The 21952-nt window shown below is 61.5% G+C and carries 19 protein-coding genes; 14 read left to right on the top strand and 5 right to left on the bottom strand.

Annotated features, from left to right (window positions below; all coding sequences use genetic code 11):
* Positions 1-35 precede the first annotated feature (35 nt).
* Positions 36-236: a hypothetical protein gene (locus tag DFR38_RS21205; protein ID WP_059286955.1), complete on the bottom strand. Its 201-nt coding sequence runs from the start codon at positions 234-236 to the stop codon at positions 36-38.
* 303 nt (positions 237-539) lie between these two features.
* Between DFR38_RS21205 and DFR38_RS06285 the strand changes: the two genes are divergently transcribed.
* From DFR38_RS06285 to DFR38_RS06270, 4 genes are all read left to right on the top strand, one after another.
* On the top strand, positions 540-2168 hold the full coding sequence (locus tag DFR38_RS06285) for a phosphoethanolamine transferase (RefSeq protein ID WP_059286954.1): 1629 nt from the start codon (positions 540-542) through the stop codon (positions 2166-2168).
* A gap of 69 nt (positions 2169-2237) precedes the next feature.
* Positions 2238-3011, top strand: a complete 774-nt coding sequence (gene xth, locus DFR38_RS06280; RefSeq protein WP_059286953.1) for an exodeoxyribonuclease III — start codon at positions 2238-2240, stop codon at positions 3009-3011.
* A gap of 153 nt (positions 3012-3164) precedes the next feature.
* On the top strand, positions 3165-3866 hold the full coding sequence (gene rquA, locus DFR38_RS06275) for a rhodoquinone biosynthesis methyltransferase RquA (protein WP_059286952.1): 702 nt from the start codon (positions 3165-3167) through the stop codon (positions 3864-3866).
* A 136-nt stretch (positions 3867-4002) separates the two neighbouring features.
* Positions 4003-4977, top strand: a complete 975-nt coding sequence (locus tag DFR38_RS06270) for a hypothetical protein (RefSeq protein WP_110313151.1) — start codon at positions 4003-4005, stop codon at positions 4975-4977.
* A 158-nt stretch (positions 4978-5135) separates the two neighbouring features.
* Here DFR38_RS06270 and DFR38_RS06265 read toward each other — a convergent pair whose 3' ends face one another.
* A complete protein-coding gene (locus tag DFR38_RS06265) occupies positions 5136-5918 on the bottom strand; it encodes a ferredoxin--NADP reductase (RefSeq protein ID WP_059286481.1) in 783 nt (260 codons plus the stop codon).
* 463 nt (positions 5919-6381) lie between these two features.
* Between DFR38_RS06265 and DFR38_RS06260 the strand changes: the two genes are divergently transcribed.
* Complete coding sequence (locus tag DFR38_RS06260) at positions 6382-7392, top strand: isocitrate/isopropylmalate dehydrogenase family protein (RefSeq protein ID WP_059286482.1); 1011 nt, start codon at positions 6382-6384, stop codon at positions 7390-7392.
* A gap of 657 nt (positions 7393-8049) precedes the next feature.
* Here the strand turns inward: DFR38_RS06260 and DFR38_RS06255 are convergent.
* Both DFR38_RS06255 and DFR38_RS06250 read right to left on the bottom strand, forming a co-directional pair.
* On the bottom strand, positions 8050-9087 hold the full coding sequence (locus DFR38_RS06255; RefSeq protein WP_059286483.1) for a glycosyltransferase family 4 protein: 1038 nt from the start codon (positions 9085-9087) through the stop codon (positions 8050-8052).
* Positions 9075-10022: a UDP-2,3-diacylglucosamine diphosphatase gene (locus DFR38_RS06250; RefSeq protein ID WP_082693504.1), complete on the bottom strand. Its 948-nt coding sequence runs from the start codon at positions 10020-10022 to the stop codon at positions 9075-9077. Before DFR38_RS06250 ends, DFR38_RS06255 begins: the two co-directional genes overlap by 13 nt.
* A gap of 212 nt (positions 10023-10234) precedes the next feature.
* Between DFR38_RS06250 and DFR38_RS06245 the strand changes: the two genes are divergently transcribed.
* Genes DFR38_RS06245 through DFR38_RS21680 form a run of 4 tightly spaced genes read left to right on the top strand, consistent with a single transcriptional unit; the run spans position 10235 to position 13158 of the window.
* Positions 10235-10504 carry a PepSY domain-containing protein gene (locus DFR38_RS06245; RefSeq protein WP_059286484.1) on the top strand — a complete coding sequence of 90 codons (270 nt, stop codon included), beginning with the start codon at positions 10235-10237 and terminating at the stop codon, positions 10502-10504.
* A 55-nt stretch (positions 10505-10559) separates the two neighbouring features.
* Positions 10560-11135 (top strand): cytochrome b/b6 domain-containing protein, encoded by a 576-nt coding sequence (locus DFR38_RS06240; protein ID WP_059286485.1) that lies wholly within the window; start codon positions 10560-10562, stop codon positions 11133-11135.
* Positions 11136-11137: 2 nt separating this feature from the next.
* A complete protein-coding gene (locus tag DFR38_RS06235; RefSeq protein ID WP_059286486.1) occupies positions 11138-11800 on the top strand; it encodes a response regulator in 663 nt (220 codons plus the stop codon).
* On the top strand, positions 11797-13158 hold the full coding sequence (locus DFR38_RS21680; protein WP_110313150.1) for an ATP-binding protein: 1362 nt from the start codon (positions 11797-11799) through the stop codon (positions 13156-13158). Before DFR38_RS06235 ends, DFR38_RS21680 begins: the two co-directional genes overlap by 4 nt.
* A gap of 168 nt (positions 13159-13326) precedes the next feature.
* On the opposite strand, the gene DFR38_RS06225 is transcribed toward DFR38_RS21680, so the two are convergent.
* A complete protein-coding gene (locus tag DFR38_RS06225) occupies positions 13327-13710 on the bottom strand; it encodes a hypothetical protein (RefSeq protein WP_146215926.1) in 384 nt (127 codons plus the stop codon).
* Positions 13711-13858: 148 nt separating this feature from the next.
* On the opposite strand from DFR38_RS06225, the gene DFR38_RS06220 reads away from it, so the two are divergent.
* From DFR38_RS06220 to DFR38_RS06195, 5 genes are all read left to right on the top strand, one after another.
* Positions 13859-15163 (top strand): sensor histidine kinase, encoded by a 1305-nt coding sequence (locus tag DFR38_RS06220; RefSeq protein ID WP_244909886.1) that lies wholly within the window; start codon positions 13859-13861, stop codon positions 15161-15163.
* 1 nt (position 15164) lies between these two features.
* Positions 15165-15692: a response regulator transcription factor gene (locus DFR38_RS06215; protein ID WP_059286121.1), complete on the top strand. Its 528-nt coding sequence runs from the start codon at positions 15165-15167 to the stop codon at positions 15690-15692.
* 319 nt (positions 15693-16011) lie between these two features.
* Positions 16012-17634, top strand: coding sequence for a 3-(methylthio)propionyl-CoA ligase (locus DFR38_RS06210; protein ID WP_059287415.1), 1623 nt, complete (start codon positions 16012-16014; stop codon positions 17632-17634).
* 688 nt (positions 17635-18322) lie between these two features.
* On the top strand, positions 18323-20197 hold the full coding sequence (locus DFR38_RS06200) for a methyl-accepting chemotaxis protein (RefSeq protein WP_110313148.1): 1875 nt from the start codon (positions 18323-18325) through the stop codon (positions 20195-20197).
* A 78-nt stretch (positions 20198-20275) separates the two neighbouring features.
* Positions 20276-21919: a tetratricopeptide repeat protein gene (locus tag DFR38_RS06195; protein ID WP_158527698.1), complete on the top strand. Its 1644-nt coding sequence runs from the start codon at positions 20276-20278 to the stop codon at positions 21917-21919.
* Positions 21920-21952 lie beyond the last annotated feature (33 nt).

Raw genomic sequence — 21952 nt, 5'->3', positions numbered from 1 at the left:
ACCGGGCGCAGGGCGGAATCGCCATTTCACTAAAATCAGCTGGAAGGTTCGTTGTCTGCCTTGTCGGGACGATGCGGACGATGATGCTGGGCAAAGCCGGGCGTGCGCAGGGTAAAGGCATCGCTAAAGGGGCGCAGCGTGGAACGATTGGGGTTTTTGGTCGGGCAGAGGGGATGTTGCTGGGACTGCAGGGGTTTGCTTTGTCTGGACAATTTGCTTCTACCGGTGATGAACATAGGTCCATTCTAGCCAGCAATCGCCTGCTTCGGCAAATTTGATCAAATTTACTGTTGTTTATTTGTTCAAGCCAGCGGCTGTCCGGCGCTGCATATCCGTTAAAACAATTGCTACAGAAATGCCATATTGCCCCGCGACTAATCGGGTAAGATGGCGTCGATTTTCCGCCATGCCAGCCCGCTTAGCCGGTTGGTCTTGGCCACCTGATAATCAAGGCAGACCGCCGCCATGGCCGGTCTGTTCCATTGCCGGGCCGCTTGTACCGCACAGAAGTGCGGCGGCCCCTTGTTGACGAGGGCAAGATGGTTTCCAACCGCTCCATTCGACCCGAGCGACTCACCCTGCTGGTGTCGCTCGCGCTGGTATTGTTTTACAACCTGCCATTCTGGCGCGAAATGTTGCGCATCGTCGGCCCGCTGGATGGCCACGGCATCAAGCTGCTGCTGGAATCCTTCCTGCTGGTGACAGCGTTTTACAATCTGGTGCTGTCGCTGTTCAACTGGCCGTATATCGGCAAGCCCTTGATGGCGCTGTTGCTGCTGATTACCTCTTTCATCACCTATTTCATGAACCAGTACGGGGTGATGATTGATGTACACATGGTGCAAAACGCAGTCCAGACCGATAACAAGGAAGTGCGCGATCTGCTGACCGGCAAGATGGCGCTGTTTGTCGTGGTGCTGGGCATACTGCCCGCCTGGTGGCTGTGCCGGCGCCAGATCCAATGGCGCTCGCCGCTGCGCGAGAGTGGCGCACGCCTGCTGACCCTCCTGATTTCCGCCGCGGTGTTGCTGGGCATCGCCTTTGCCGCTTACCAGGACTTTGCCTCGCTGTTCCGCAACAACCGCCAGCTGCGGCATTACCTGACGCCTTTCAACTATATCCAGGCCACCAATGGCTATATCCAGGACCACTACAATAGCGGTCCCATCGTGGTCAGCCCGCTGGGAGAGGATGCCAAACGCGATGCCAGCTGGCAGCAGCACAAGCGCAAGACCGTGTTTGTACTGGTGGTGGGCGAAACCGCGCGTGCCGATCATTTTTCCCTCAATGGCTACCCGCGCAATACCAATCCCAAGCTGGCGGCACAGAGCGGCTTGATCAACCTGCCCAATGTGCATTCCTGCGGCACGGAAACCGCCGTCTCGGTGCCCTGCATGTTCTCCGATATCGGCCGCGCCAATTACGATGGAGACAAGGCCGCACGCCAGCAAAACGTGCTGGATGTACTGCAGCGCGCCGGCTACAAGGTGATCTGGCGTGACAACCAGTCAGGCTGCAAGGATGTGTGCAACCGCGTGACGCTGGAAGACGTTAGCAACAGCAAGGATGACAAGCTGTGTACCACGGGCGAATGCTGGGACGAAATCCTGCTGAAAAATGCCCAGCAGCTGATCGACCAGTCCGACCGCGACGTGGTGCTGGTGCTGCACCAGATGGGCAGCCACGGCCCGGCCTATTACAAGCGTTATCCGCCAGCGCAGGAGCAGTTCAAGCCGGTATGCCAGACCAGCGAGCTGTCACGCTGCCCGCGCGAGCAGATCGTCAACGGTTTCGACAACACCATCCTGTATACCGATACCGTACTGTCCGGCATCATCGACTTCCTGCGAGCCAACCAGCAGCGCTATAACACCGGCATGCTGTATATGTCCGACCATGGTGAATCGCTGGGCGAAAACGGCATGTACCTGCATGGCACGCCCTATCTGTTTGCGCCGGAAGCGCAAAAGCACATCGGGGCGATGATGTGGTTCTCCGACAGTTTCCAGCAGGAAGTCGGGCTGAACCAGCGCTGCCTGGAAGGGCGCAAGGCTGAGCCTTATTCGCATGACAATCTGTTCCACTCGCTGCTGGGCTTGCTGGGGGTGCATACCAGCGTCTACAACAAGCAGCTGGACATGTTTGCCCCGTGCCGCCAGCCGGGCTGATACCTTGTCTGTAATGTGTAGTGGCTGCCTGCAGGCAGCTGCTTTCATCCGTAAACGAGAACTGAAGATATGCAATTAGCCACCTGGAACGTCAACTCACTCAAGGTCCGTCTGCCACAGGTATTGCAGTGGCTGGCAGATAGCCCGGTGGACGTGCTCTGTCTGCAGGAACTGAAGATGGATCAGGACGTGTTCCCGCTGGCCGAGATCGAGGCCGCCGGATATCGCGCTGCCTGGTTTGGCCAGAAAACCTATAACGGCGTGGCCATCCTGGTACGGCAGCCCCTGCAGCTGGACGATGTGGTGCAAGGTATTCCCGGCTATGACGACCCGCAACGCCGGGTGATTGCCGCCACGGTAAACGGTGTGCGCGTGATCTGTGGCTACTTCGTCAACGGCGAAGCCGTTGATTCGCCGAAGTATCCATACAAGCTGGAATGGCTGGGCAAGCTGCATGCCTATGTGGCCGACGAGCTCACCCGCCACCCGCAGCTGGCCTTGCTGGGCGACTACAATATCGCGCCGGAAGACCGCGATGTGTACGACCCGGAGAGCTGGCACGAACAGGTGCTGTGCAGCACGCCGGAGCGTGCGGCATTTCAAGCCTTGATTGGCCTGGGGCTGGCCGACAGCTTCCGCCTGTTCAATCAGGAGGACAAGCAATACAGCTGGTGGGATTACCGCGCCATGATGTTCCGCCGCAACAAGGGCGTGCGCATCGACCACATCCTGATTACGCCGGCGCTGCAGGCGCGCGCCAGCGCATGTGTCATCGACAAGACCCCGCGCAAGTGGGAACGCCCGTCCGATCACACCCCGGTGGTGCTGACCCTGGCAGACTAGGCCGCATTCCATGCGTACAACGGCCCGGCAGGGCCGTTTTGCATTGGTAAACAGCAGCTTGCCGGATCGGGATAAAGCTTGGCCTAGCTCAATAATTTGCATATTAGCATTTGCTAAAATTTATTGATGAATAGCTAATGCCAAGGTGCCACCATGAGCCGCAACCACCCACCGCTGCCGTGCAACCCCTATTACGAAGGGGTGCCGGACTATATGACCGAAGTCTACGACTGGGCCTACGTCAACCCGCGCCGCGCCGCGCTGCTGGACCGCAATCTGGTGGTCAGCACGCTGTTGTTTATGAATGACCAGCGGCTGATGCGCCGCTATCTGCAGCAGATCCAGCCCGGCATGCTGGTGTGGCAGGTAGCCCATGTCTATGGCGATCTGGTGCAAAAGGCCGCCGCCAGGGTGGGCAGTCAGGGCGAGTTTGTACTGACCGACATCACCCCGGTCCAGGTCGAACATGCTGTGCGCAAGCTGCGTGACTATCCGCAGGCCCGCGTGGTGCGCGCCGATGCGGCCACATTCCGCCTGGAACAACAGCCAGACCTGGTGTGCAGCTTCTTCCTGTTGCATGAAGTACCGGATGATTTGAAGCAGCGCATTGTCGACAATATGCTGGCACAAGTCCCGCAAGGGGGCAGGGCGGTGTTTGTCGACTATCATCGGCCGGCAGCATGGCAACCGATAGGATGGTTGCTCAAGTGGGTCAACCGCAAGCTGGAACCCTTTGCCGAAGCACTGTGGCGTAATGAAATTTCAGCGTATGCCAGCCATGCCGAACGGTTCAGCTGGCACAAGGAAACCTTGTTTGGCGGGGTTTATCAGGTTGTGACCGTCACCCACCGCTAGTTTTGTACTTAGCGTTACACGGGCTTACATAGCACTCACAGACGGGCTTGACGGGCAGGGCTAGGATACGACTCATGGAAACACCGCTGCGGTGTCTCGGAAAGAACACTCCCCACTTGATATTGGAGAACGCAACATGAAAAAACTGACCCTGCTCGTTTTGTCTGCCGCCTTCGGTCTGAGCTCCGCTGCTGGTTTCGCCGCCACCAACGCTTCTGCTCCGGCTGCTTCCGCACCGAAAGCCAAAGCTGCCAAGATTCACCACGCCAAGAAGGGCGAAAAGAAAGTAGAAGCTTCTGCTCAGAAAGCCCAGGCTGCTGACGCTTCCGTCCCGGCTAAAAAGGCTGTGAAAAAGCACCACGCCAAAAAGCATGCTGCCAAGAAGGTAGATGCTTCCGCTCAGAAAGCCCAGGCTGCTGACGCTTCCGCACCGGCTAAAAAGGCTATGAAAAAGCATCATGCTAAAAAGCATGCTGCCAAGAAAGTAGACGCTTCCGCTCAGAAAGCCCAGGCTGCTGACGCTTCCGCTCCGGCTAAAAAGGCTGCCAAAAAGCACCACGCCAAAAAGCACGCTGCCAAGAAAGTAGACGCTTCCGCTCAGAAAGCCCAGGCTGCTGATGCTTCCGCTCCGGCTAAAAAGGCTGCCAAAAAGCACCACGCTAAAAAGCACGCTGCCAAGAAAGTAGAAGCTTCCGCTCAGAAAGCCCAGGCTGCTGACGCTTCCGCTCCGGCTAAAAAGGCTGCCAAAAAGCACCACGCTAAAAAGCACGCTGCCAAGAAAGTAGAAGCTTCCGCTCAGAAAGCCCAGGCTGCTGACGCTTCCGCTCCGGCTAAAAAGGCTGCCAAAAAGCACCACGCTAAAAAGCACGCTGCCAAGAAAGTAGAAGCTTCCGCTCAGAAAGCCCAAGCTGCTGACGCTTCCGCTCCGGCCAAGAAGCACGCTGCCAAAAAGCACCACGCTAAAAAGCACGCTGCCAAGAAAGTAGAAGCTTCCGCTCAGAAAGCCCAGGCTGCTGACGCTTCCGCTCCGGCCAAGAAGCACGCTGCCAAAAAACACCACGCTAAAAAGCACGCTGCCAAGAAAGCCGCTCCGGCTTCCGCAGCAAACTAATCAGACGTCAGCGTCTGGCTCGCAATAAGTAAAGGGAGGCTTCGGCCTCCCTTTTTGCATCTGTTGTTTCCGTCTGTAGCCGACATCGTTGGAATACAGGCAAATAAAAACGCCATCCTGCTGGATGGCGTTTTGTCTGTGGTCAGTGAAAAATCAGATCACTTTTCCACGAAGGCGCGTTCGATGGCGTAGTCGCCCGGCTCGCCCATGCGCGGGGATTCCTTGAAGCCGAGGCCATTCAGGATTTCGCACAGGTCGTGCAGCATGGACGGGCTACCGCAGATCAGCACGCGGTCGTTTTCCGGATTCAGTTGCGGCAGGCCGATATCGGCGCACATCTTGCCACTGGTGATCAGATCGGTCAGGCGGCCCTGGTTGCGGAAGGGTTCGCGGGTCACGGTCGGATAGTAGATCAGCTTTTCTTTGACGATATCGCCGAAGAACTCGTTTTCCGGCAGTTCATTGGTGATGTAGTCGTGATAGCCCAGTTCGCTGACCCAGCGTACGCCGTGGGTCAGAATGACCTTGTCGTAGCGCTCGTAAACTTCCGGGTCCTTGATGATGGACATGAACGGTGCCAGGCCAGTACCGGTAGACAGCAGATACAGGTTTTTGCCCGGCAGCAGGTTGTCTTGCACCAGAGTGCCGGTGGGCTTCTTGCTGATCATCACGGTATCACCAACCTGCAGGTGTTGCAGGCGCGAGGTCAGCGGGCCGTCTTGTACCTTGATGCTGTAAAACTCCAGATGCTCTTCGTAATTGGAGCTGACAATGGAGTAGGCGCGCATCAGCGGCTTGCCGTTCACTTCCAGGCCGATCATGACAAATTGGCCGTTGATGAAGCGCAGACCGGCATCGCGGGTGCAGGTGAAGGTGAACAGGGTGTCGTTCCAGTGGTGAACCGACAAGACCTTTTCAGCGGTCAGATTGGGGGAGGACATATAAATTGCTGCTCGCTATCCAAAAGAAATCAAGGAATGAGTGGTTGCCGCGATTTTACCCTTTTCGGGTCCGCTTGACTAAACATTGCTAGCCGTTCTCACTATGTCATTGTACATAATGATCAAATCGCCGCGCTGCCAGGCCTGGTCACTGCCTGTGGCGTACAAGGCATGCGGCCTGGCGGGGAAAGTCAACTGGAACAGGATGTTACCTTAAAGCATGGGCTAGCCCTAACGATTTCTTTCCGCTGTGTTTATTCCTGATTGTTCTTAATCACTGATTGATTTAGATCAGCAAATTGTATTGCACGCTGCGCTAGTGCATAAAGGTATTGGCCTGGTTGCTGTTGTCCGACAGTGTACCAAGCCAAATCCCGTCGCCATTCTTTTGTCATTATTTTTGGGCGCTTGCAGTTCTGGCGAGTACAATCTGCTGTTCTGCAGACAAAAAGCGGAGCGTGCAATGAAGCTGTGTGTGATTCCCGGAGACGGGATCGGTCATGAAGTGGTGCCGGTGGCGGTCGGGGTGCTGCAAGCCGTGCTGCCTGGCTTGCAGCTGGTATTTGCCGATGCGGGCTGGGAAGAGTTCTGCCGCAATGGCAAGGCGCTGCCTGAGCGCACCCTGGCCGCTGCCCGTGAATGCGGGGCAGTGTTTTTTGGTGCCGTCAGCTCGCCCATGCAACTGGTGGAGGGCTATCGCTCGCCCATTGTGCAATTGCGCCGCGAACTGGGTTGCCATGCCAATATCCGCCCCACGCTCAGTTTGCCGCTGGCCAGCAGCCGTAACGGCATTGATCTGATCATCGTGCGTGAAAATACCGAAGACCTCTATGTGGGGGATGAGCAGTCTGATGGTGAAGTGGCGGTGGCCATCAAGCGCATTACCCGCAAGGCATCCCTGCGGGTGGCGCGTAGCGCATTCGAACTGGCGCGCAATGCTGGCCGCCAGCGCATCACCATCATTCACAAGGCCAATATCCTGCCACGCACCGATGGCCTGTTCCGCGACTGTGCACGCGAAGTGGCACGGGACTTTCCGGAAATCGCGGTGGACGAAATGCTGGTGGATACCGCTGCCTTGCGTCTGGCACAGGCGCCGGAAAGCTTCGACATGCTGCTGGCACCCAATCTGTATGGCGATATTCTGTCGGATCTGGCGGCGGCATTCGGTGGCGGGCTGGGTCTGGCGCCTTCATTGAATCTGGGTGTGGCGGCGGCGATTGCCGAGCCCGTGCATGGTTCGGCCCCGGACATCGCCGGCCAGGGCATTGCCAATCCGCTGGCGGCCATTCTCAGTGTGGCCATGTTGCTGCGGGTCTGGTGGCAGCGGCCGGAACTGGCGCTGCGTATCGAGCAGGCAGTACGGGCCACATTGCTGGATGGCATTGCCACGCCTGACGTGATGTCGCCCGGGGTGACGACCCAGCATCTGGCACGGGTGGTGATTGAGCGCATCAGGCAGCAGCAGGACTAGAATGTGAAAGAGGGCGGCTTGACTGGCCGCCCTCCGAGGTGTGTCACTGCATGTTTCAGAAGGTTTTGCGGGATAACGCAAACATTACATACAAGACTGCAACCCGAGCCGCGGCGAACATGTTTGCCAACGATGTTCTGCAAAACCGCGAACAGGTCATTACCAAAGAACAGGCTGTATGCACAGCACCAGATAAGTCGTAAAGCACTGATATTACGTGAACCATGCCCTTGGCTGTGCGGGCGGTAACATCATGATCGCTGCCTGTTAGGGTGGCGGATAAGGGCTTTCCAGCCCCGGCTAACTCATCAAGCTCAAGCAAAGTCTGTTGTTTCGTGTCTGGCTTACCGACGACCTGTCGTTGATGCATCCGTGATGGACGCTGGGAGTGCTCCCGGCTACGCTGAAGCAGCCGCCATCAAACCTGAGAAGGCGATGGGTTCTGAACACAAGGTTGAACAAGGTTGTCGGAATCCGGCCAATGACTCATCCCAAACCCTCCCTGTTACTGAATGATTTCAGTATAGGCCGGTGCTGGCCGGACTCAAGTTTTTTTTGTAGCGCGCTGCAGGCCGCGGCCATGGCAATGTGCTGAAGTCTTGTCCCTGTTGCCATGGGCGCTGCGACCATTTTGCAACGCCAGCGCTGCTGGCGGCCTCAACCTGCCTGTGGTTTGAGGATGGCGATGCGCTCTGGCGGATTGGGATGCAAGTGTTGTTCGAACTGGCGTGCGGCAGCTGCCCAGGAAAATCCTTCGGCCACCCGGCGCACATGGCTGCGGTCGATGTTCATTGCATCCAGGCAGGCCTGGCGCAGATCGTCGGCGAGCACGCCCGCACCGCTGTCACCCACCACATCCAGTGGTCCGGCCACCGGATAGGCCGCGACCGGCGTGCCGCAGGCCATGGCCTCCAGCAGCACCAGGCCAAAGGTGTCGGTCAGGCTGGGGAAGACAAACACGTCTGCGGCGCGGTAGAAGCGCGCCAGTTCGTTTTGCGGAAATACGCCGGCAAAGTGGACTTCAGGATATTCACGTTGCAGGCGGGCCATCAGCGGGCCATCGCCCACCACCCATTTGCTGCCCGGCAGGTCGAGCTTGAGGAAGGCTTCGATGTTCTTTTCCACCGCGACCCGCCCGATATAGACAAAGCGCGGGGCCGTGCTTTCATCCAGCCGGTCGCGTTCGCCGGGAGTGAACAGGTTGGTATCCACGCCGCGACTCCATAACACCACCTTGGTAAAACCGCGGGCGCGCAGGTCATCGGCAATGGACTGGGTGGGCACCATGGTGGCGGCACCGGCATTGTGGAAGTGCCGCATCCAGGCATAGCTGATGGACAGCGGCAGGCGGGTGCGGGCGGCGATGTATTCCGGAAAGCGTGTGTGATAAGCAGTGGTGAAGGCCAGTTTGTGGCGCAGGCAGTAGCGGCGTGCCGCCAGTCCCAGCGGGCCTTCGGTGGCGATATGGATGGCGTGTGGCGCCAGTTCGGCAATCCGTCGTGCTACCTGGCGGTAGGGCAGGATGGACAGGCGGATGTCGGGATAGGTGGGGCAGGGCAGGGTCTTGAATTCCAGCGGCGTGATCATGTCCACCTGATGGCCGAACTGGGTCAGCTCGCGGCTGGTTTCGGTAAGGGTACGGACTACGCCGTTGACTTGCGGTTTCCAGGCGTCAGTGACGATCAGGATGCGCATGGTGTCTCCTGGGTGGGGTCGGACAGTTGGGCAGTGGTGTCTGCCTGCGTCAGCATGGCCGGTGTGGCCGGTTGCGGCAGCCAGGAGGGTTGGGTGGCGGCTGCCTGGCCGGCGGGGGGCGGTGTCACGCCGGGGCTTTGCTTGTTTTTGCGGCGGGTGGGTTCGGGGGCGGATTGCAATTCGGTCCAGTACACCACTTCCAGCCGGCCATCGGCGTGTTCGACCAGGGCCGACAGGCTTTCCACCCAGTCGCCGCTGTTGCCGTACAGGATGCCGTCGATCTCGCGCACTTCGGCCTTGTGGATGTGGCCGCAAATCACGCCGTCGTAGTCGCGGCGGCGGGCTTCGCCGGCAAGGATCTTCTCGAAGTCGCTTATGAAGTTGACCGCGTTTTTTACCTTGTGCTTGAGATATTGCGACAGCGACCAGTACGGCATGCCCAGCTGCTTGCGCAGCCAGTTGAAGCCACGGTTCAGTTCCAGAATGACGGTGTAGAGCGAGTCGCCGACATAGGCCAGCCACTTGATGTGCTGGATGACGCCGTCGAATTCGTCGCCGTGGATGATCAGCAGGCGCTTGCCATCGGCGGTGGTGTGCTCGGCCTCGCGGCGGATGGCGATGCCTCCGAAGTCCAGCCCCACATAGTGGCGGGCGGCTTCGTCGTGATTGCCCGGCACATAGACGACCTGACAGCCCTTGCGCGCCTTGCGCAGCACTTTTTGCACCACATCGTTGTGGCTTTGCTTCCAGTACCAGGACTTTTTCAGTTGCCAGCCGTCGACGATATCGCCCACCAGATAGAGGTAGTCGGATTCGTTGTGCTTGAGGAAGTCGAGCAGATGGTCGGCGCGGCAGCCGGAGGTGCCCAGATGTACATCGGAAATCCAGATGGAGCGATAGTGGCGGCTGCTGGTGGAGGCGGTGTCGGGCTGCATGTCGGGTCCGTTCTGCCGTGTTGTACCGCGTCATGCTGCATGGTGCAGATGACAGCGCGATGTGGCTTTGGTGACGGACGCATGACGCAATGCGCAATGCCAGAGATCGGCTGTTTAAGCGGCATTTAAGCGATACCCGTTTTAATGGGCCCTACCCGTTTTAATGGGCCCTGTCGCCGGAATGAACCGGTTTAATCCTGGAGAGTCGAGAAATGAACAAACTGCTGCTGCCCGCCCTGTGTGCTGCCTTTGCCGCCCCTGCCGTATGGGCTTCTGCCAAGTGTGAAACCCACCCCAGGAGTGAGTGGATCAAGCAGGAAGATTTCAAGAAACAGCTGGAAGCTCAGGGCTACAAGATCGACAAGTTCAAGGTGAGCGGCCAGTGCTATGAAATCTATGGCAAGAACAAGAATGACAAGAAGGTGGAAATCTACTTCGACACCAAGACCGGCAAGCCGGTGAAGAGCGAAGTACAGCAATAAGGTGTTGCAGGCCGGGGACTCCCGGCCGGCTTGTTGGCTGAAAGGAAATGGATTGATGGCTGACAATACCCAGGGAATCAAGGTGTGGGACCGTTTTGTCCGGGTGTTCCACTGGACGCTGGCGGCCTGTGTGCTGGGCAATTATTTTGTGCTGGAAGATGGCGAAGGCCCCCATCGCTGGGCTGGCTATCTGGCTGCGGGGCTGGTGCTGTCGCGGGTGGTGTGGGGCTTTGTCGGTAGCAGGCCTGCCCGCTTTGCTGATTTCTTTCCTACGCCGCGCCGCTTGCGGGCACACTGGCAAGACCTGCGCCAGGGCCGGCTGGATGCCCATGCCGGGCATAATCCGCTGGGCGCCTTGATGATGTTGTGGCTGATGGCGCTGGTGCTGGGATTGGCTGTCACCGGCTACCTGCTGGGCAGCGATGCTTTCTGGGGGGACGATGGCATGCAGGCACTGCATGGCGCGCTGGCCAATATCCTGATCGGCAGTGTCGGCCTGCATGTGCTGGCGGCACTGGTGATGAGCCGACTGGGTGGCATCAATCTGATCAAGGCCATGGTGACTGGCATCAAACCCGTGCCACAGCGCGGCGTGGAGCAGGCCAGGGCCGGAGTCGAGGCAAGGAAATAAACATGCGCATATTGGTGGTGGAGGATGATCCGCTGATTGGTGATGGCCTGAAAATGGGGCTGGGACAGCTGGGCTTTGTTGTCGACTGGTTTCGCCAGGGGCGGGAAGGGCTGGCCGCGCTGTCGGCGGCTCCATTTGATGCCGTGGTGCTGGACCTGGGTCTGCCGGGCATGGACGGCATGGACATCCTCGCCGCCTGGCGTCAGGCCGGGCAGGATGTGCCGGTACTGGTGCTGACCGCGCGCGATACATTGGACGAGCGCCTGCAAGGGCTGGATGCCGGCGCGGATGACTATCTGGTCAAGCCGTTTGCCTTGAGCGAAGTGGCGGCACGCTTGCGGGCGCTGATTCGGCGGCGCCATGGCCAGAGTGTGAGCCGGCTGGTGCATGGTGCGGTGAGCTTTGATCCGGTGGCCCGTACCGCCTGGCTGGAGGACAAGGCTCTGGAACTGACGGCGCGTGAGCTGGCCTTGCTGGAGCTGTTGCTGTCCAGCAAGGGACGGGTGCTGTCGCGCGAGCTGATCGAAGAAAAGCTTTACGGCTGGGGGCAGGAGCTGGAAAGCAATGCCGTGGAGGTGTACGTCCATCACCTGCGCAAAAAACTGGGGGCTGGCTTTATCCGCACCCAGCGCGGTATTGGCTACGCACTGGGCGAGCCGCAATGAGGCAGCGACCAACCCTGCAGCGGCGGCTGGCGGTGCTGTTGCTGATTACCGTGCCGCTGATCTGGCTGGTGTCCACGGTGGTGGCCGCCTATGCAGCCCATCACGAAGTGGACGAGTTGTACGACACCCAGCTCACCCTGTTTGCCCGGCAATTGCTCAGCGTCAATATGGGGGAGCATGGCGAGGGCGAGCTGCCGGTCTTGCCCAAAACCAAAAAGCTGATCCGTGGCGGTGACCGCGGCGATACCGAAGATGACGACATCGGCGTGGCGGTATGGAATGAGCAGGGTGATTTGTTGCTGAGCGACGGCAAGGGGCGTCATTTCCGCTTCGATGCCGCGCGGCGCGGTTTTTATACGGTCAGCGGGCAGGATGACAAGGATGAGTGGCGTCTGTTTTATCTGCCGGCACCGGATGGCTCGCGGCTGGTGGCGGTAGGCCAGCGGCAGAAGCTGCGGCACGAGGTGGTGCGCAAGGTGATACAGGGCCAGCTGCTGCCGTGGCTGCTGGGTTTGCCGGTCTTGCTGCTGCTGATTCTGTGGGCGGTGCGCCAGGGGCTGCGCCCTCTGCAGCTGCTGGCGGACAATCTGGCCCGGCGCAGCCCGCTGGAGCACAGCCCGCTGCCGGAGAATGTACCGGGCGAGGTCCTGCCCATGGTGCGTGCGCTGAATGCACTGCTGGCGCGCATTGCCGCGGCCATGGAGCACGAACGCCGCTTTACTGCTGATGCCGCGCATGAGTTGCGCACGCCGCTGGCGGCCTTGCAGGTGCAGGCCGAGGTGATGGCGCTGATGCCGGACGAAGCCGGCCGCCAGCATGCGCTAGGGCAGTTGCAGCAGGGCATTGGTCGCGCCACGCGCCTGGTGGAGCAATTGCTGGCGCTATCGCGGCTGGACCCGCTGCAGGGCTTGCCGGCGGCGCAGCCGGTGGACTGGGCCGTGGTATGCCGCGACGCCATGGCCGATGTGTCTGCCGCCGCCGCGGCCAAGAACATGCAGCTGCAACTGCATTGGCAGGACAGCGCGGCACAGGTCTTGCCCTTGGCCGGCGATGCCACCTTGCTCACCCTGATGCTGCGCAATCTCTTGGACAATGCGGTGCGCTATTGCCCGCCCGGTGCCTGCATCGAATTGCAGGCGGCTGCGACTGGCCTGCTGGTGCGGGATAACGGGCCGGGTATTGCGCCGGAGTGGCTGGCGCGGGTGCATGAACGCTTTTTCCGTCCGCCCGGCCAGGACATGCCGGGCAGCGGGCTGGGCTTGTCCATTGTCGAGCGCATTGCCAGCCTGCACGGCCTGCGCCTGCAACTGGCCAATCGCCCCGAGGGCGGCTTGCAGGTGAGCCTGCATGTGGCCTGAGTGGCTGCCTGCGACAATCTGTCGCATTGGCGGCCACGGCAGCATGGCGTAGGCTGAGTCAATGTTAGCCGGGTTGCCCAAGGTTTTGCCCGGCACATCCAAGAGTTGCAGCCCGCCCCGACCCGGCGGGCTTTCTTTTGGTCACCGCCCCTTGCCGGGTGCGGTGGATCAGCCTTCTGGCCCGGCCTGGCTGCGCAATTGCCAGAACAAGGCATTGCATACCCCGCCCGCCACGGCCCCGACATAATAGTTGAACAGCGGGTCGTACAAAGCCGGCTGCAGCCAGCGGCTGTAATACACGGTGACGACGCCGCCGATGAGGGCGCCGGGCAGGGCCGCCAGCGCCAGCAGGCGCCAGCGCGGCCAGCTTTGCTGCCAGCGGCTGATGCCGGCATCCAGCGACAGGCGCAGCAGCACCAGCAGCATGCCGGCCAGCGCGGCCGGTAAGGCACCGATGATGTAGGCCAGCATGGGGATGACCCCGCTGGCCAGCAAGCCCACCAGTGGCCCCAGCGCGATAAACAGGATCAGGCCGCAGCCTGCGAGTTTCAAATGTTTCATCCGGCTCAGTTCGACAAAAAGTGTTGCAAGACTAGCAGACTGGCCGGGCGGCGACGAGCAGGGCAGTGCTGTCGCGGCTTGCCGCCGCGGTGAGGGGGCGGTCGGTCCGACAGCGCAGCCGGCCATGGTGTGCGGCATTATGTCGCAGTCACCATCGGCGCTGCGGGATGCTAAAGTGTCGGCCATGCTGGCCCAACTGTTTTCCTCCTCTTCCCGTCTGGTCGCCGATCTGCCGGATGCGGTGCGCCTGATCGCCCGTCTGCGCTGGCTGATGCTGGCCGCCGGTGGCCTGTTGCTGCTGCTGTGCGCACTGTCCGGCCTGGCGCTGCCCTGGCTGCTGCTGTTGCAGGCGCTGGCCACACTGGCCTTGTTCAACGCGGTACTCAGCCAGCGCTTGCGCCAGGGTAGCCCGGCCCTGCCCCTGTTGCGGCTGGGTTTGCTGGCCGACCTGCTGGCCCTGACCGAGTGCATGGCGTTCAGCGGCGGTGCGGCCAATCCGCTGGCCTCGCTGTATCTGCCGCCGGTGCTGTTTGCCGCCCTGCTGTCGCCCGGCCTGTTTGCCTGGGGCCTGTCCTTGCTCAGCATGCTGGCCTATGCCGCGCTGTTTGGCTGGCACCTGCCCTGGCCCTTGCAGGGCAGCGATGCCGCCTATGCCTTTTCCCTGCACCTGGTCGGCATGTGGCTGACCTTTGCCCTGTCGGCGCTGCTGATCACCAGCTTTGTGTCCTGGCTGGCCCGTCAGCTGGCGGCGCGCGAGGCGGCGCTGGCCGCGGCGCGGGAAACCCAGTTGCGCGATGAACAACTGCTGGCGGTGGGCATGCAGGCAGCCGGCGCGGCGCATTCGCTGTCCACCCCGATCAATACCCTGACCCTGCTGGTGGATGACATGCTGCAACAGCATGCGGCGGATGCGAATCTGCAAGAGGACCTGCAATTGATGCAGGCCCAGCTGGGCAGCTGTGCCCAGGCGCTGGCGCGGCTCAAGCAGGGCATTCAGCAACAGGATGCCGCCATTCCGCTGTTCGCCACCCTGGCGCAGCAGCTGTCCGGCTGGCGCAGCCTGCGGCCGGATGTGCAGCTGGACTGGCAGGCCCCGGCCGGTGCGGACCCGCGGGTGCGGCTGGATGCCGCCTTCTGGCCGGCCTTTTTCAATCTGATCAATAATGCGGCCGAGGCCGGTGGCGGCGCGCTGACGGTTACCGCATCCTTGCTGGACGGTCAGTTGCAGCTGGACATCATCAATCGCGAAGGCTGTCTCAGCGCCCAGCAATTGCAACGCGCCGGCCTGGCGCCGCTGGATTCGGACAAGCCGGCCGGCATGGGGCTGGGGGTGATGCTCAGTCATGCCACGCTGGCGCGGCTGGGCGGAACCCTGACCCTGGATAACCGTGCCGAGGGGGGCGTACACGCCTGCGTGCGGCTGCCCTTGTCACAGGAGGAGTGAAATGGCGCTGGATTTCCTGCTGGTCGATGATGACCAGGCTTTTGCCACGGTGCTGGCGCGTTCGCTGACGCGGCGCGGCTTTCGCGTCGAGTGCGCCGCCGATGGCGCTGCTGCGCTGCAAACACGGGATGAACCACCGCTGCGCATCCTGCTGGACCTGAATCTGGAAGGCGAAAGCGGCCTGCGGCTGTTGCCCGAATTGCGGCAGTGCTATCCGCATGCTGCGGTGGTGGTGCTGACCGGCTATGCCAGCATCGCCACCGCGGTGGAGGCGACCAAGCTGGGCGCGGTGCAATACCTGGCCAAGCCGGCCGGGGTGGATGACATCCTGGCGGCCTTCCAGCAGGTGATGGCCAATCCGGAGCTGCCGCTGTCACCACAGCCGATGTCCCTGCGGCGGGTTACCTGGGAGCATCTGCAACGGGTGCTGAACGAGCATGATGGCAATATCTCGGCTACCGCCCGCTCCATGGGCATGCACCGCCGCACCTTGCAACGCATGCTGGCCAAGCGCCCGGTCAAAAGCTAAAACGCATCAGCTGTTGTATTGCCAGCACAGTGCCGCCGCGGGCCAACTGGCAAGCTGCTTGTCGTCCGCCTTTGCAGTGGGCTGGCCGCCAGAACGCCGCCCTTTGCTGCCTTGCCCGCCTTAGCCCTGCTGCAGCAGGGCTTTATTGTGCTTTCTGCCAAGCAAGCGCTAGGAAACTTCCCATCCATTCCCCTGCAAACCTCTGTTTTCATCAGCAGGTCTTTCCGGTTTTCATCAGAAAATGTGATTGGAGCAAATGCCCCAAAATGCCTATGGTCTTTTGATGCATTCCAAACCACGACAATAGAGGGGAAACAAGATGCGTGGACAAATGATGGAGCAGCCGCTGCTGATCTCCGCCCTGCTGCAACATGCCGAAACCTACCATGGCGACAGCGAGATCGTGTCGCGTACCGTGGAAGGCCCGATTCACCGCTATACCTACCGTGAAGCTGCCCGCCGCAGCCGGCAGCTGGCCAATGCGCTGGCCGGGCTTGGTGTGCAGCACGGCGACACCGTGGGCACCCTGGCCTGGAACGGTTACCGCCACTACGAAATCTACTTCGCCACCTCCGGCTCCGGTGCCATCTGTCATACCGTCAACCCGCGCCTGTTTGCCGAGCAGATCAGCTACATCATCAATCACGGCGAAGACAAGGTGCTGATGTTTGATCTCAGCTTCCTGTCCGTGGTGGAGCAGATCGCTGCCGAACTGACCACCGTGCAGCATTTTGTCCTGCTGACCGACCGCGCCCACATGCCGCGCGAGTCCACGCTGGACAACCTCTTGTGCTACGAAGACCTGGTCAACAGCCATAGCGACCAATACCAGTGGCCGGATTTCGACGAAAACACCGCCTCCAGCCTGTGCTACACCTCGGGTACCACCGGCAACCCCAAGGGCGTGCTGTATTCGCACCGTTCCACCGTGCTGCATGCCTTTGCCAGTTCGCTGCCGGACAGCCTGGATATCTCGGCCCAGGGTGCCATCATGCCGGTGGTGCCGATGTTCCACGTCAATGGCTGGGGCCTGCCCTACAGCTGCACCATGAACGGGGCCAAGCTGGTGTTGCCCGGCCCCAAGATGGACGGCGTCAATCTGTACGAGCTGATCGAAAGCGAAGGCGTCACCATGGCGGCCGGTGTGCCCACCATCTGGATGATGCTGTTGCAGCATTGCCAGAAGAATCACCTGAAGATTCACAGCCTGAAGCGGGTCATTGTCGGTGGTTCGGCCGCGCCGGAAAGCATGGTGGACCAGCTGGCCGAACACGGTGCCGAGCTGCGCCAGCTGTGGGGCATGACCGAATTGTCGCCCTGTGGCACCACCAGTACGCCCAAGTTCAAGCACAACGGTTGCGACACACCGACACTACGTGCACTGCAAACCAAGCAGGGTCGTCCCATTTACGGCGTGGCCATCCGCATTGTCGACGACGAAGGCAAGCCGCTGCCCAATGACGGCGTGGCCTTTGGCAATCTGCAGGTCAAGGGTTCCTGGGTGCTGTCGCGCTACTTCAAGCGCGAGCTGGACGACTCGCATACCGAGGATGGCTGGTTCAATACCGGCGACGTGGTCACCATCGACCGCGATGGCTACATGAAGATCACCGACCGCACCAAGGACGTGATCAAGTCCGGTGGCGAGTGGATCAGCTCCATCGAACTGGAAAACATCCTGGTGGGTCATCCGGCGGTGGCCGAAGCCGCGGCCATCGGTGTGCTGCATCCCAAGTGGGACGAACGCCCCTTGATGGTGGTAGTGCTCAAGCCCGGTGCCAGCGCCACCCGCGAAGAGCTGATCGGCTTTTACGAAGGCAAGATTGCCAAGTGGTGGACGCCGGACGACGTGGTGTTTCTGGACGAGCTGCCGCATACCGCCACCGGCAAGCTGCAGAAGATGAAACTGCGTGAAATGTTCAAGGATTACCAGTGGGCATGAGCGCTAAGAGCGGCTGACAAAACCCCGTAGAGAACCCGGCCACGGCGCGCCGACGCGACAGTACAAAGAGTACGGCAAGGAGGCGCAAGGCAGGAGCGGGGGTTTTGTCAGCGGGTCTAAGCTGCTGAATTGAATGGACAGAATAGAGCTTTTGCGCTAAATTGTGCATCGCACTGAAGGCCGCAAGGCCTTTTGTGGTGTTAGCCCCTCGAAGCATCAAGCTGGTAACCCCAGCCAGATGTTTCTTCCTCGTGTTGGCCCCTGAGAACCCTCAGGGGATTTTTTTTGCCTGCCTCCCGCCTTTCCTGCGCGCCGCCACCTGGCCGGCCCCTGCTGCCTTGTCGCCGACCTGCCCTGTCAGGGCAGGGATCCGTGCCGCGCTGTTTCCTCGCTGTGCCGTAGCGGTGCTGGTCGCTGGCCAGCCACTTTGCTGTGCTGGATCAAATTGTAAATTAGATTTTCATAATTTAATGATGGCCATGCGTGCTCGCCGCCCGGAAAAAGGCGCATGGCTGAACGAGATTTTAACGGTGAGCTGCAACAATTCGACCCTGATAGCCGCTGACAAACCCCCGCTCCAGCGTGGCGCCGCCTTGCCGTACGCCATGTACCGTCTGCGGCGGCGCGCCTTGGCCGGGGTTCTCCACAAGCTTGTGTGAGCGGCTCTTTAAGCATACGAGGGGAAAACATGAAATCCTTGCGCAGCAAACTGATAGCCTTCAATGCCTTGCTGATGGCCTTGTTTGGCCTGGTGCTGGTACTGCTTGTATTCATCCAGATGCGCGGAGAAATTCTCAGCGGGCTGAATCACGAATTCGATTCTGCGCTCAAGGGGCAGAGCAGCGTGGTGAAAACCTGGCTGGATGACAAGAAACAGGAAATCGCCGCCCAGGCCAGCGTGGCCGGCGAGGCCGATGCCCTGCGTTTTCTCAAGGTGGGCGCCAAGGCCGGTTTCAATGTGAATTACGCCGGTTTTGCCGATGGCCATTCGCTGTTTTCCGACGACTGGAGCGCCCCGGCCGACTACAAGGTGACCGAGCGCGACTGGTATAAGCAGGCCATGGCCGCCGGCAAGCCGATCGTGACCGAGCCCTATGTCGATGAAGCCAGCAAGAAGCTCACCATCACCGTGGCCGCCCCCATCACGCATGCGGGCAGCACGGTGGGGGTGGTGGGGGGCGATGTTTTCGTCGACAGCCTGGTCAAGTCAGTGCTGTCACTGCAGATTCGCGGCGGTGGCTATGCCTTTATCGCCGACAGCAAGGGCAAGCTGCTGGCGCATCCGCAGGCGGCACTGACCCTCAAGCCCCTCAGCCAGCTGGCCCCCGAGCTGACCGCCGACAAGCTGGCCGAGCTGGCCGGGTCGGCCAGCCTGCAACAGGTACGCATGGGCGATCAGGACATGCTGTTGTCGGTGCAGCGCATTCCGGACAGCGACTGGCTGATCGGGCTGGCCACGCACAAGGATGCCATCCTGGCACCGCTTGATACCCTGTTGCTGACTGTGGCCGGCCTGAGCGTGCTGGTGTTTGCCTTGCTGATTCCGCTGGCCGGGCTGCTGCTGGGGCGCATGCTGGGCGGACTGGTGGCCTTGAAAAACGCCATGGAAGACATTGCCCACGGTGAGGGCGATCTCACCCTGCGGCTGCAGGAGGGCGGGCAGGATGAAATCGCCGCCACCGCCCGCGCTTTCAACCAGTTTGTGACGCAACTGGCCACGCTGTTCCGTGGCCTGCGCGACAATGCCGGCGGCGTGATGGCGGGTGTCGGCCAGGTGTCGTCCCAGGTGCAGGGCGTGGCAGACAGCGCGCGCAGCATTTCCGACATGTCTTCGTCCAATGCCGCCACGCTGGAGCAGATTACCGTCAGCATCGCCCATATCGCCGACAATGCGCGGGCGGCCGACCAGCTGGCCAGCGCCACCGGCAGCGGGCTGGAGTCCGGCGCGCAGGGCATGCTGCAGCTGGCCGATGGCATGGAAAGCACGGTGCAGTCGGTGCGCTCGCTGGAAAGCATGCTGGCGGCACTGGAGCAGCGCTCGCAGCAGATTTCCGGCATTACCGAGGTGATCCGCGATATCGCCGACCAGACCAATCTGCTGGCGCTCAACGCCGCCATCGAGGCCGCGCGGGCCGGCGAGCAGGGCCGCGGCTTTGCCGTGGTGGCCGACGAAGTACGCAAGCTGGCCGAGCGCACGGCGCAGGCCACGGTGGAAATTGCCGGCATGGTGACGGCCATCCGCACGGAAACCGGCAAGGCGGTGGGCGATGTGCAGCAGACGGTGACCGTGGTGAACGATGGCGTGCTGCTTACCCAGCAGGCGGTGGCCACCATCCAGTCCATCCGCCACTCCATGCTGGAAGTGGTGAGCAAGATGTCAGAGATTTCCCATTCCACCCAGGAACAGCACAATGCCAGCACGCTGATTGCGCAAAGCTCGGAGCAGATCAACAGCCGGGTGCTGGAAAACGACAGCCTGCTGCAGCAGGCCAGCGAAACCTTGCAGGGCCTCGCCGGCCAGGCCGGACAGATGAATGGCGAGTTTGCCAAGTTCCGGCTGTAAGCCGCTAAAATGCACGAGCGCAGCCGCCTTCGGGCGGCTTTTTACCGTCGGCTGCCGTGCAAGGAGGGCTGTTTGAAGATGCTGTCGCCACTGGCCCTGCTTGCCGCCACGCTGCTGGCCGAGCACAAGCTGCCCGCTGCCTTGCTGGCGGCACAGGATTGTCTGCAGGCCGAGCCGGACAATGCACCGATGTGGAATCTGCTGGGCGTCTGTGCCGCCAGGCTGGGGCAGGGCGAGCTGGCCCGCCACTGCTGGCTGCAGGCACTGCAACTGGATGCGGCGGTGGCCGATGCCCATTACAACCTGGGCTGCCTGCATGAGGACGGCGGCGACACGGCCCAGGCCGTGCTGCATTACCAGGCGGAATTGGCGCACAACCCGCGACACCAGGACAGCCTGTTCCGCCTGGCGCGGCGTTATCAGCAAGAGGGCCGCGCGGTGCAGGAGGCGGCCTGCTGGCGCCGCTTGTTGCGCTTGCAGCCCGATCATGTGCTGGCGCTGCACGACCTGCTGCTGCTGTGCCAGCGGCAGCGGCGCTGGCGGCTGGCGGCGCGCTTGTTGCAGCGGGCATTGCGCTTGCCGCAGTTGAGTCATGCCGAGGCGGCGGCACTGGCGGCGGCCTGTCTGCACCAGGGCATGGCCAGGGAGGCCATGCGCTTGCTGCAGCAATCTGTGCCGCTTGCCCAGGCGGATGCCGGCCAGGCGGCGATCTGGGCACTGGCCTGCAGCGAATTGCGCCAGGCGGCGGCGGCCGAAGCGGCCTGGCGTCAGGCGGTGACCAGCCAGCCACAACAGCCACGGCATCTGCAGAACCTGGGCTATCTGCTGCTGGCACAGGGGCGCTGGCAGGAGGGCTGGCAGGCACACGAAGCGCGCCTGCTACGCCCACCTGTCGAGCTGGGCCTGCCATGTCTTGCTGCGCCGCGCTGGCAGGGCGAGTCGCTGGCCGGGCGACATCTGCTGGTGTGGTTCGAGCAGGGGCTGGGCGATGCCCTGCAGTGTTGCCGCTATCTGCCCTTGTTGCAGGCTGCGCGTCTGAGCGTGGTGTGCCGGCCGGAGCTGATGCGCCTGTTGCACAGCATGGCGCTGAGCTGTCCGGTGCAATTCCTGCCGCTCACCAGCCTGGACATGGCCTTACCGGCCCACGATTGCCATGTTTTTTCCATGAGCCTGCCCTGGTTGCTGCAGCCCGATCCGGCGCGCACGCCGCCAGCACGGTTTGTCCTGCCACCCGTTCCCGCACTGCCGGCCCCACAGCGCAAGCTGCGGCTGGGACTGGTATGGCGTGGCCATGCGCGGCATCCCTTTGATCATCACCGTTCGCTGCCCGACATCCGCCAGCTGACGCCGCTGTTGCAACTGCCGCATATCGAGTGGCTCAGCCTGCAATTGCCAACTGACGCCACCGAGCAGACATGGCTGGGGCAGTGGCCGCAGCTGCAGGCCGGGGAGGGTGGACTGGCTGATCTGGCGGATACGGCGGGCGTACTGGCACAACTGGACGGGCTGGTGACGGTGGACACCGCGCTGGCGCATCTGGCCGGCAGCCTGGGACTGCGCTGCTGGCTGTTACTGTCGGCCAGCCATACCGACTGGCGCTGGGGCTGGGAGGGCGCGCACACGCCATGGTATCCGGCGCTGCGCTTGTACCGTCAGCAGCAGGCCGGCGACTGGCCGGGCCTGCTGGCCCGGCTGGCGGCCGATCTGGCGGCGCTGGCTTAGCGTGGCCAGCAAGGGCGTAACGTTACCGGGAGC

It is taken from the genome of Aquitalea magnusonii, assembly GCF_003202035.1.
GTDB lineage: Bacteria > Pseudomonadota > Gammaproteobacteria > Burkholderiales > Chromobacteriaceae > Aquitalea > Aquitalea magnusonii.
This window is presented reverse-complemented; position numbering and strand designations above follow the sequence as displayed.

Coding starts and splice junctions, on each gene's coding strand:
- DFR38_RS21205 (WP_059286955.1), bottom strand. CDS start 236: ATGTTCATCACCGGTAGAAGCAAATTGTCCAGACAAAGCAAACCCCTG.
- DFR38_RS06285 (WP_059286954.1), top strand. CDS start 540: ATGGTTTCCAACCGCTCCATTCGACCCGAGCGACTCACCCTGCTGGTG.
- xth (WP_059286953.1), top strand. CDS start 2,238: ATGCAATTAGCCACCTGGAACGTCAACTCACTCAAGGTCCGTCTGCCA.
- rquA (WP_059286952.1), top strand. CDS start 3,165: ATGAGCCGCAACCACCCACCGCTGCCGTGCAACCCCTATTACGAAGGG.
- DFR38_RS06270 (WP_110313151.1), top strand. CDS start 4,003: ATGAAAAAACTGACCCTGCTCGTTTTGTCTGCCGCCTTCGGTCTGAGC.
- DFR38_RS06265 (WP_059286481.1), bottom strand. CDS start 5,918: ATGTCCTCCCCCAATCTGACCGCTGAAAAGGTCTTGTCGGTTCACCAC.
- DFR38_RS06260 (WP_059286482.1), top strand. CDS start 6,382: ATGAAGCTGTGTGTGATTCCCGGAGACGGGATCGGTCATGAAGTGGTG.
- DFR38_RS06255 (WP_059286483.1), bottom strand. CDS start 9,087: ATGCGCATCCTGATCGTCACTGACGCCTGGAAACCGCAAGTCAACGGC.
- DFR38_RS06250 (WP_082693504.1), bottom strand. CDS start 10,022: ATGCAGCCCGACACCGCCTCCACCAGCAGCCGCCACTATCGCTCCATC.
- DFR38_RS06245 (WP_059286484.1), top strand. CDS start 10,235: ATGAACAAACTGCTGCTGCCCGCCCTGTGTGCTGCCTTTGCCGCCCCT.
- DFR38_RS06240 (WP_059286485.1), top strand. CDS start 10,560: ATGGCTGACAATACCCAGGGAATCAAGGTGTGGGACCGTTTTGTCCGG.
- DFR38_RS06235 (WP_059286486.1), top strand. CDS start 11,138: ATGCGCATATTGGTGGTGGAGGATGATCCGCTGATTGGTGATGGCCTG.
- DFR38_RS21680 (WP_110313150.1), top strand. CDS start 11,797: ATGAGGCAGCGACCAACCCTGCAGCGGCGGCTGGCGGTGCTGTTGCTG.
- DFR38_RS06220 (WP_244909886.1), top strand. CDS start 13,859: ATGTCGCAGTCACCATCGGCGCTGCGGGATGCTAAAGTGTCGGCCATG.
- DFR38_RS06215 (WP_059286121.1), top strand. CDS start 15,165: ATGGCGCTGGATTTCCTGCTGGTCGATGATGACCAGGCTTTTGCCACG.
- DFR38_RS06210 (WP_059287415.1), top strand. CDS start 16,012: ATGCGTGGACAAATGATGGAGCAGCCGCTGCTGATCTCCGCCCTGCTG.
- DFR38_RS06200 (WP_110313148.1), top strand. CDS start 18,323: ATGAAATCCTTGCGCAGCAAACTGATAGCCTTCAATGCCTTGCTGATG.
- DFR38_RS06195 (WP_158527698.1), top strand. CDS start 20,276: ATGCTGTCGCCACTGGCCCTGCTTGCCGCCACGCTGCTGGCCGAGCAC.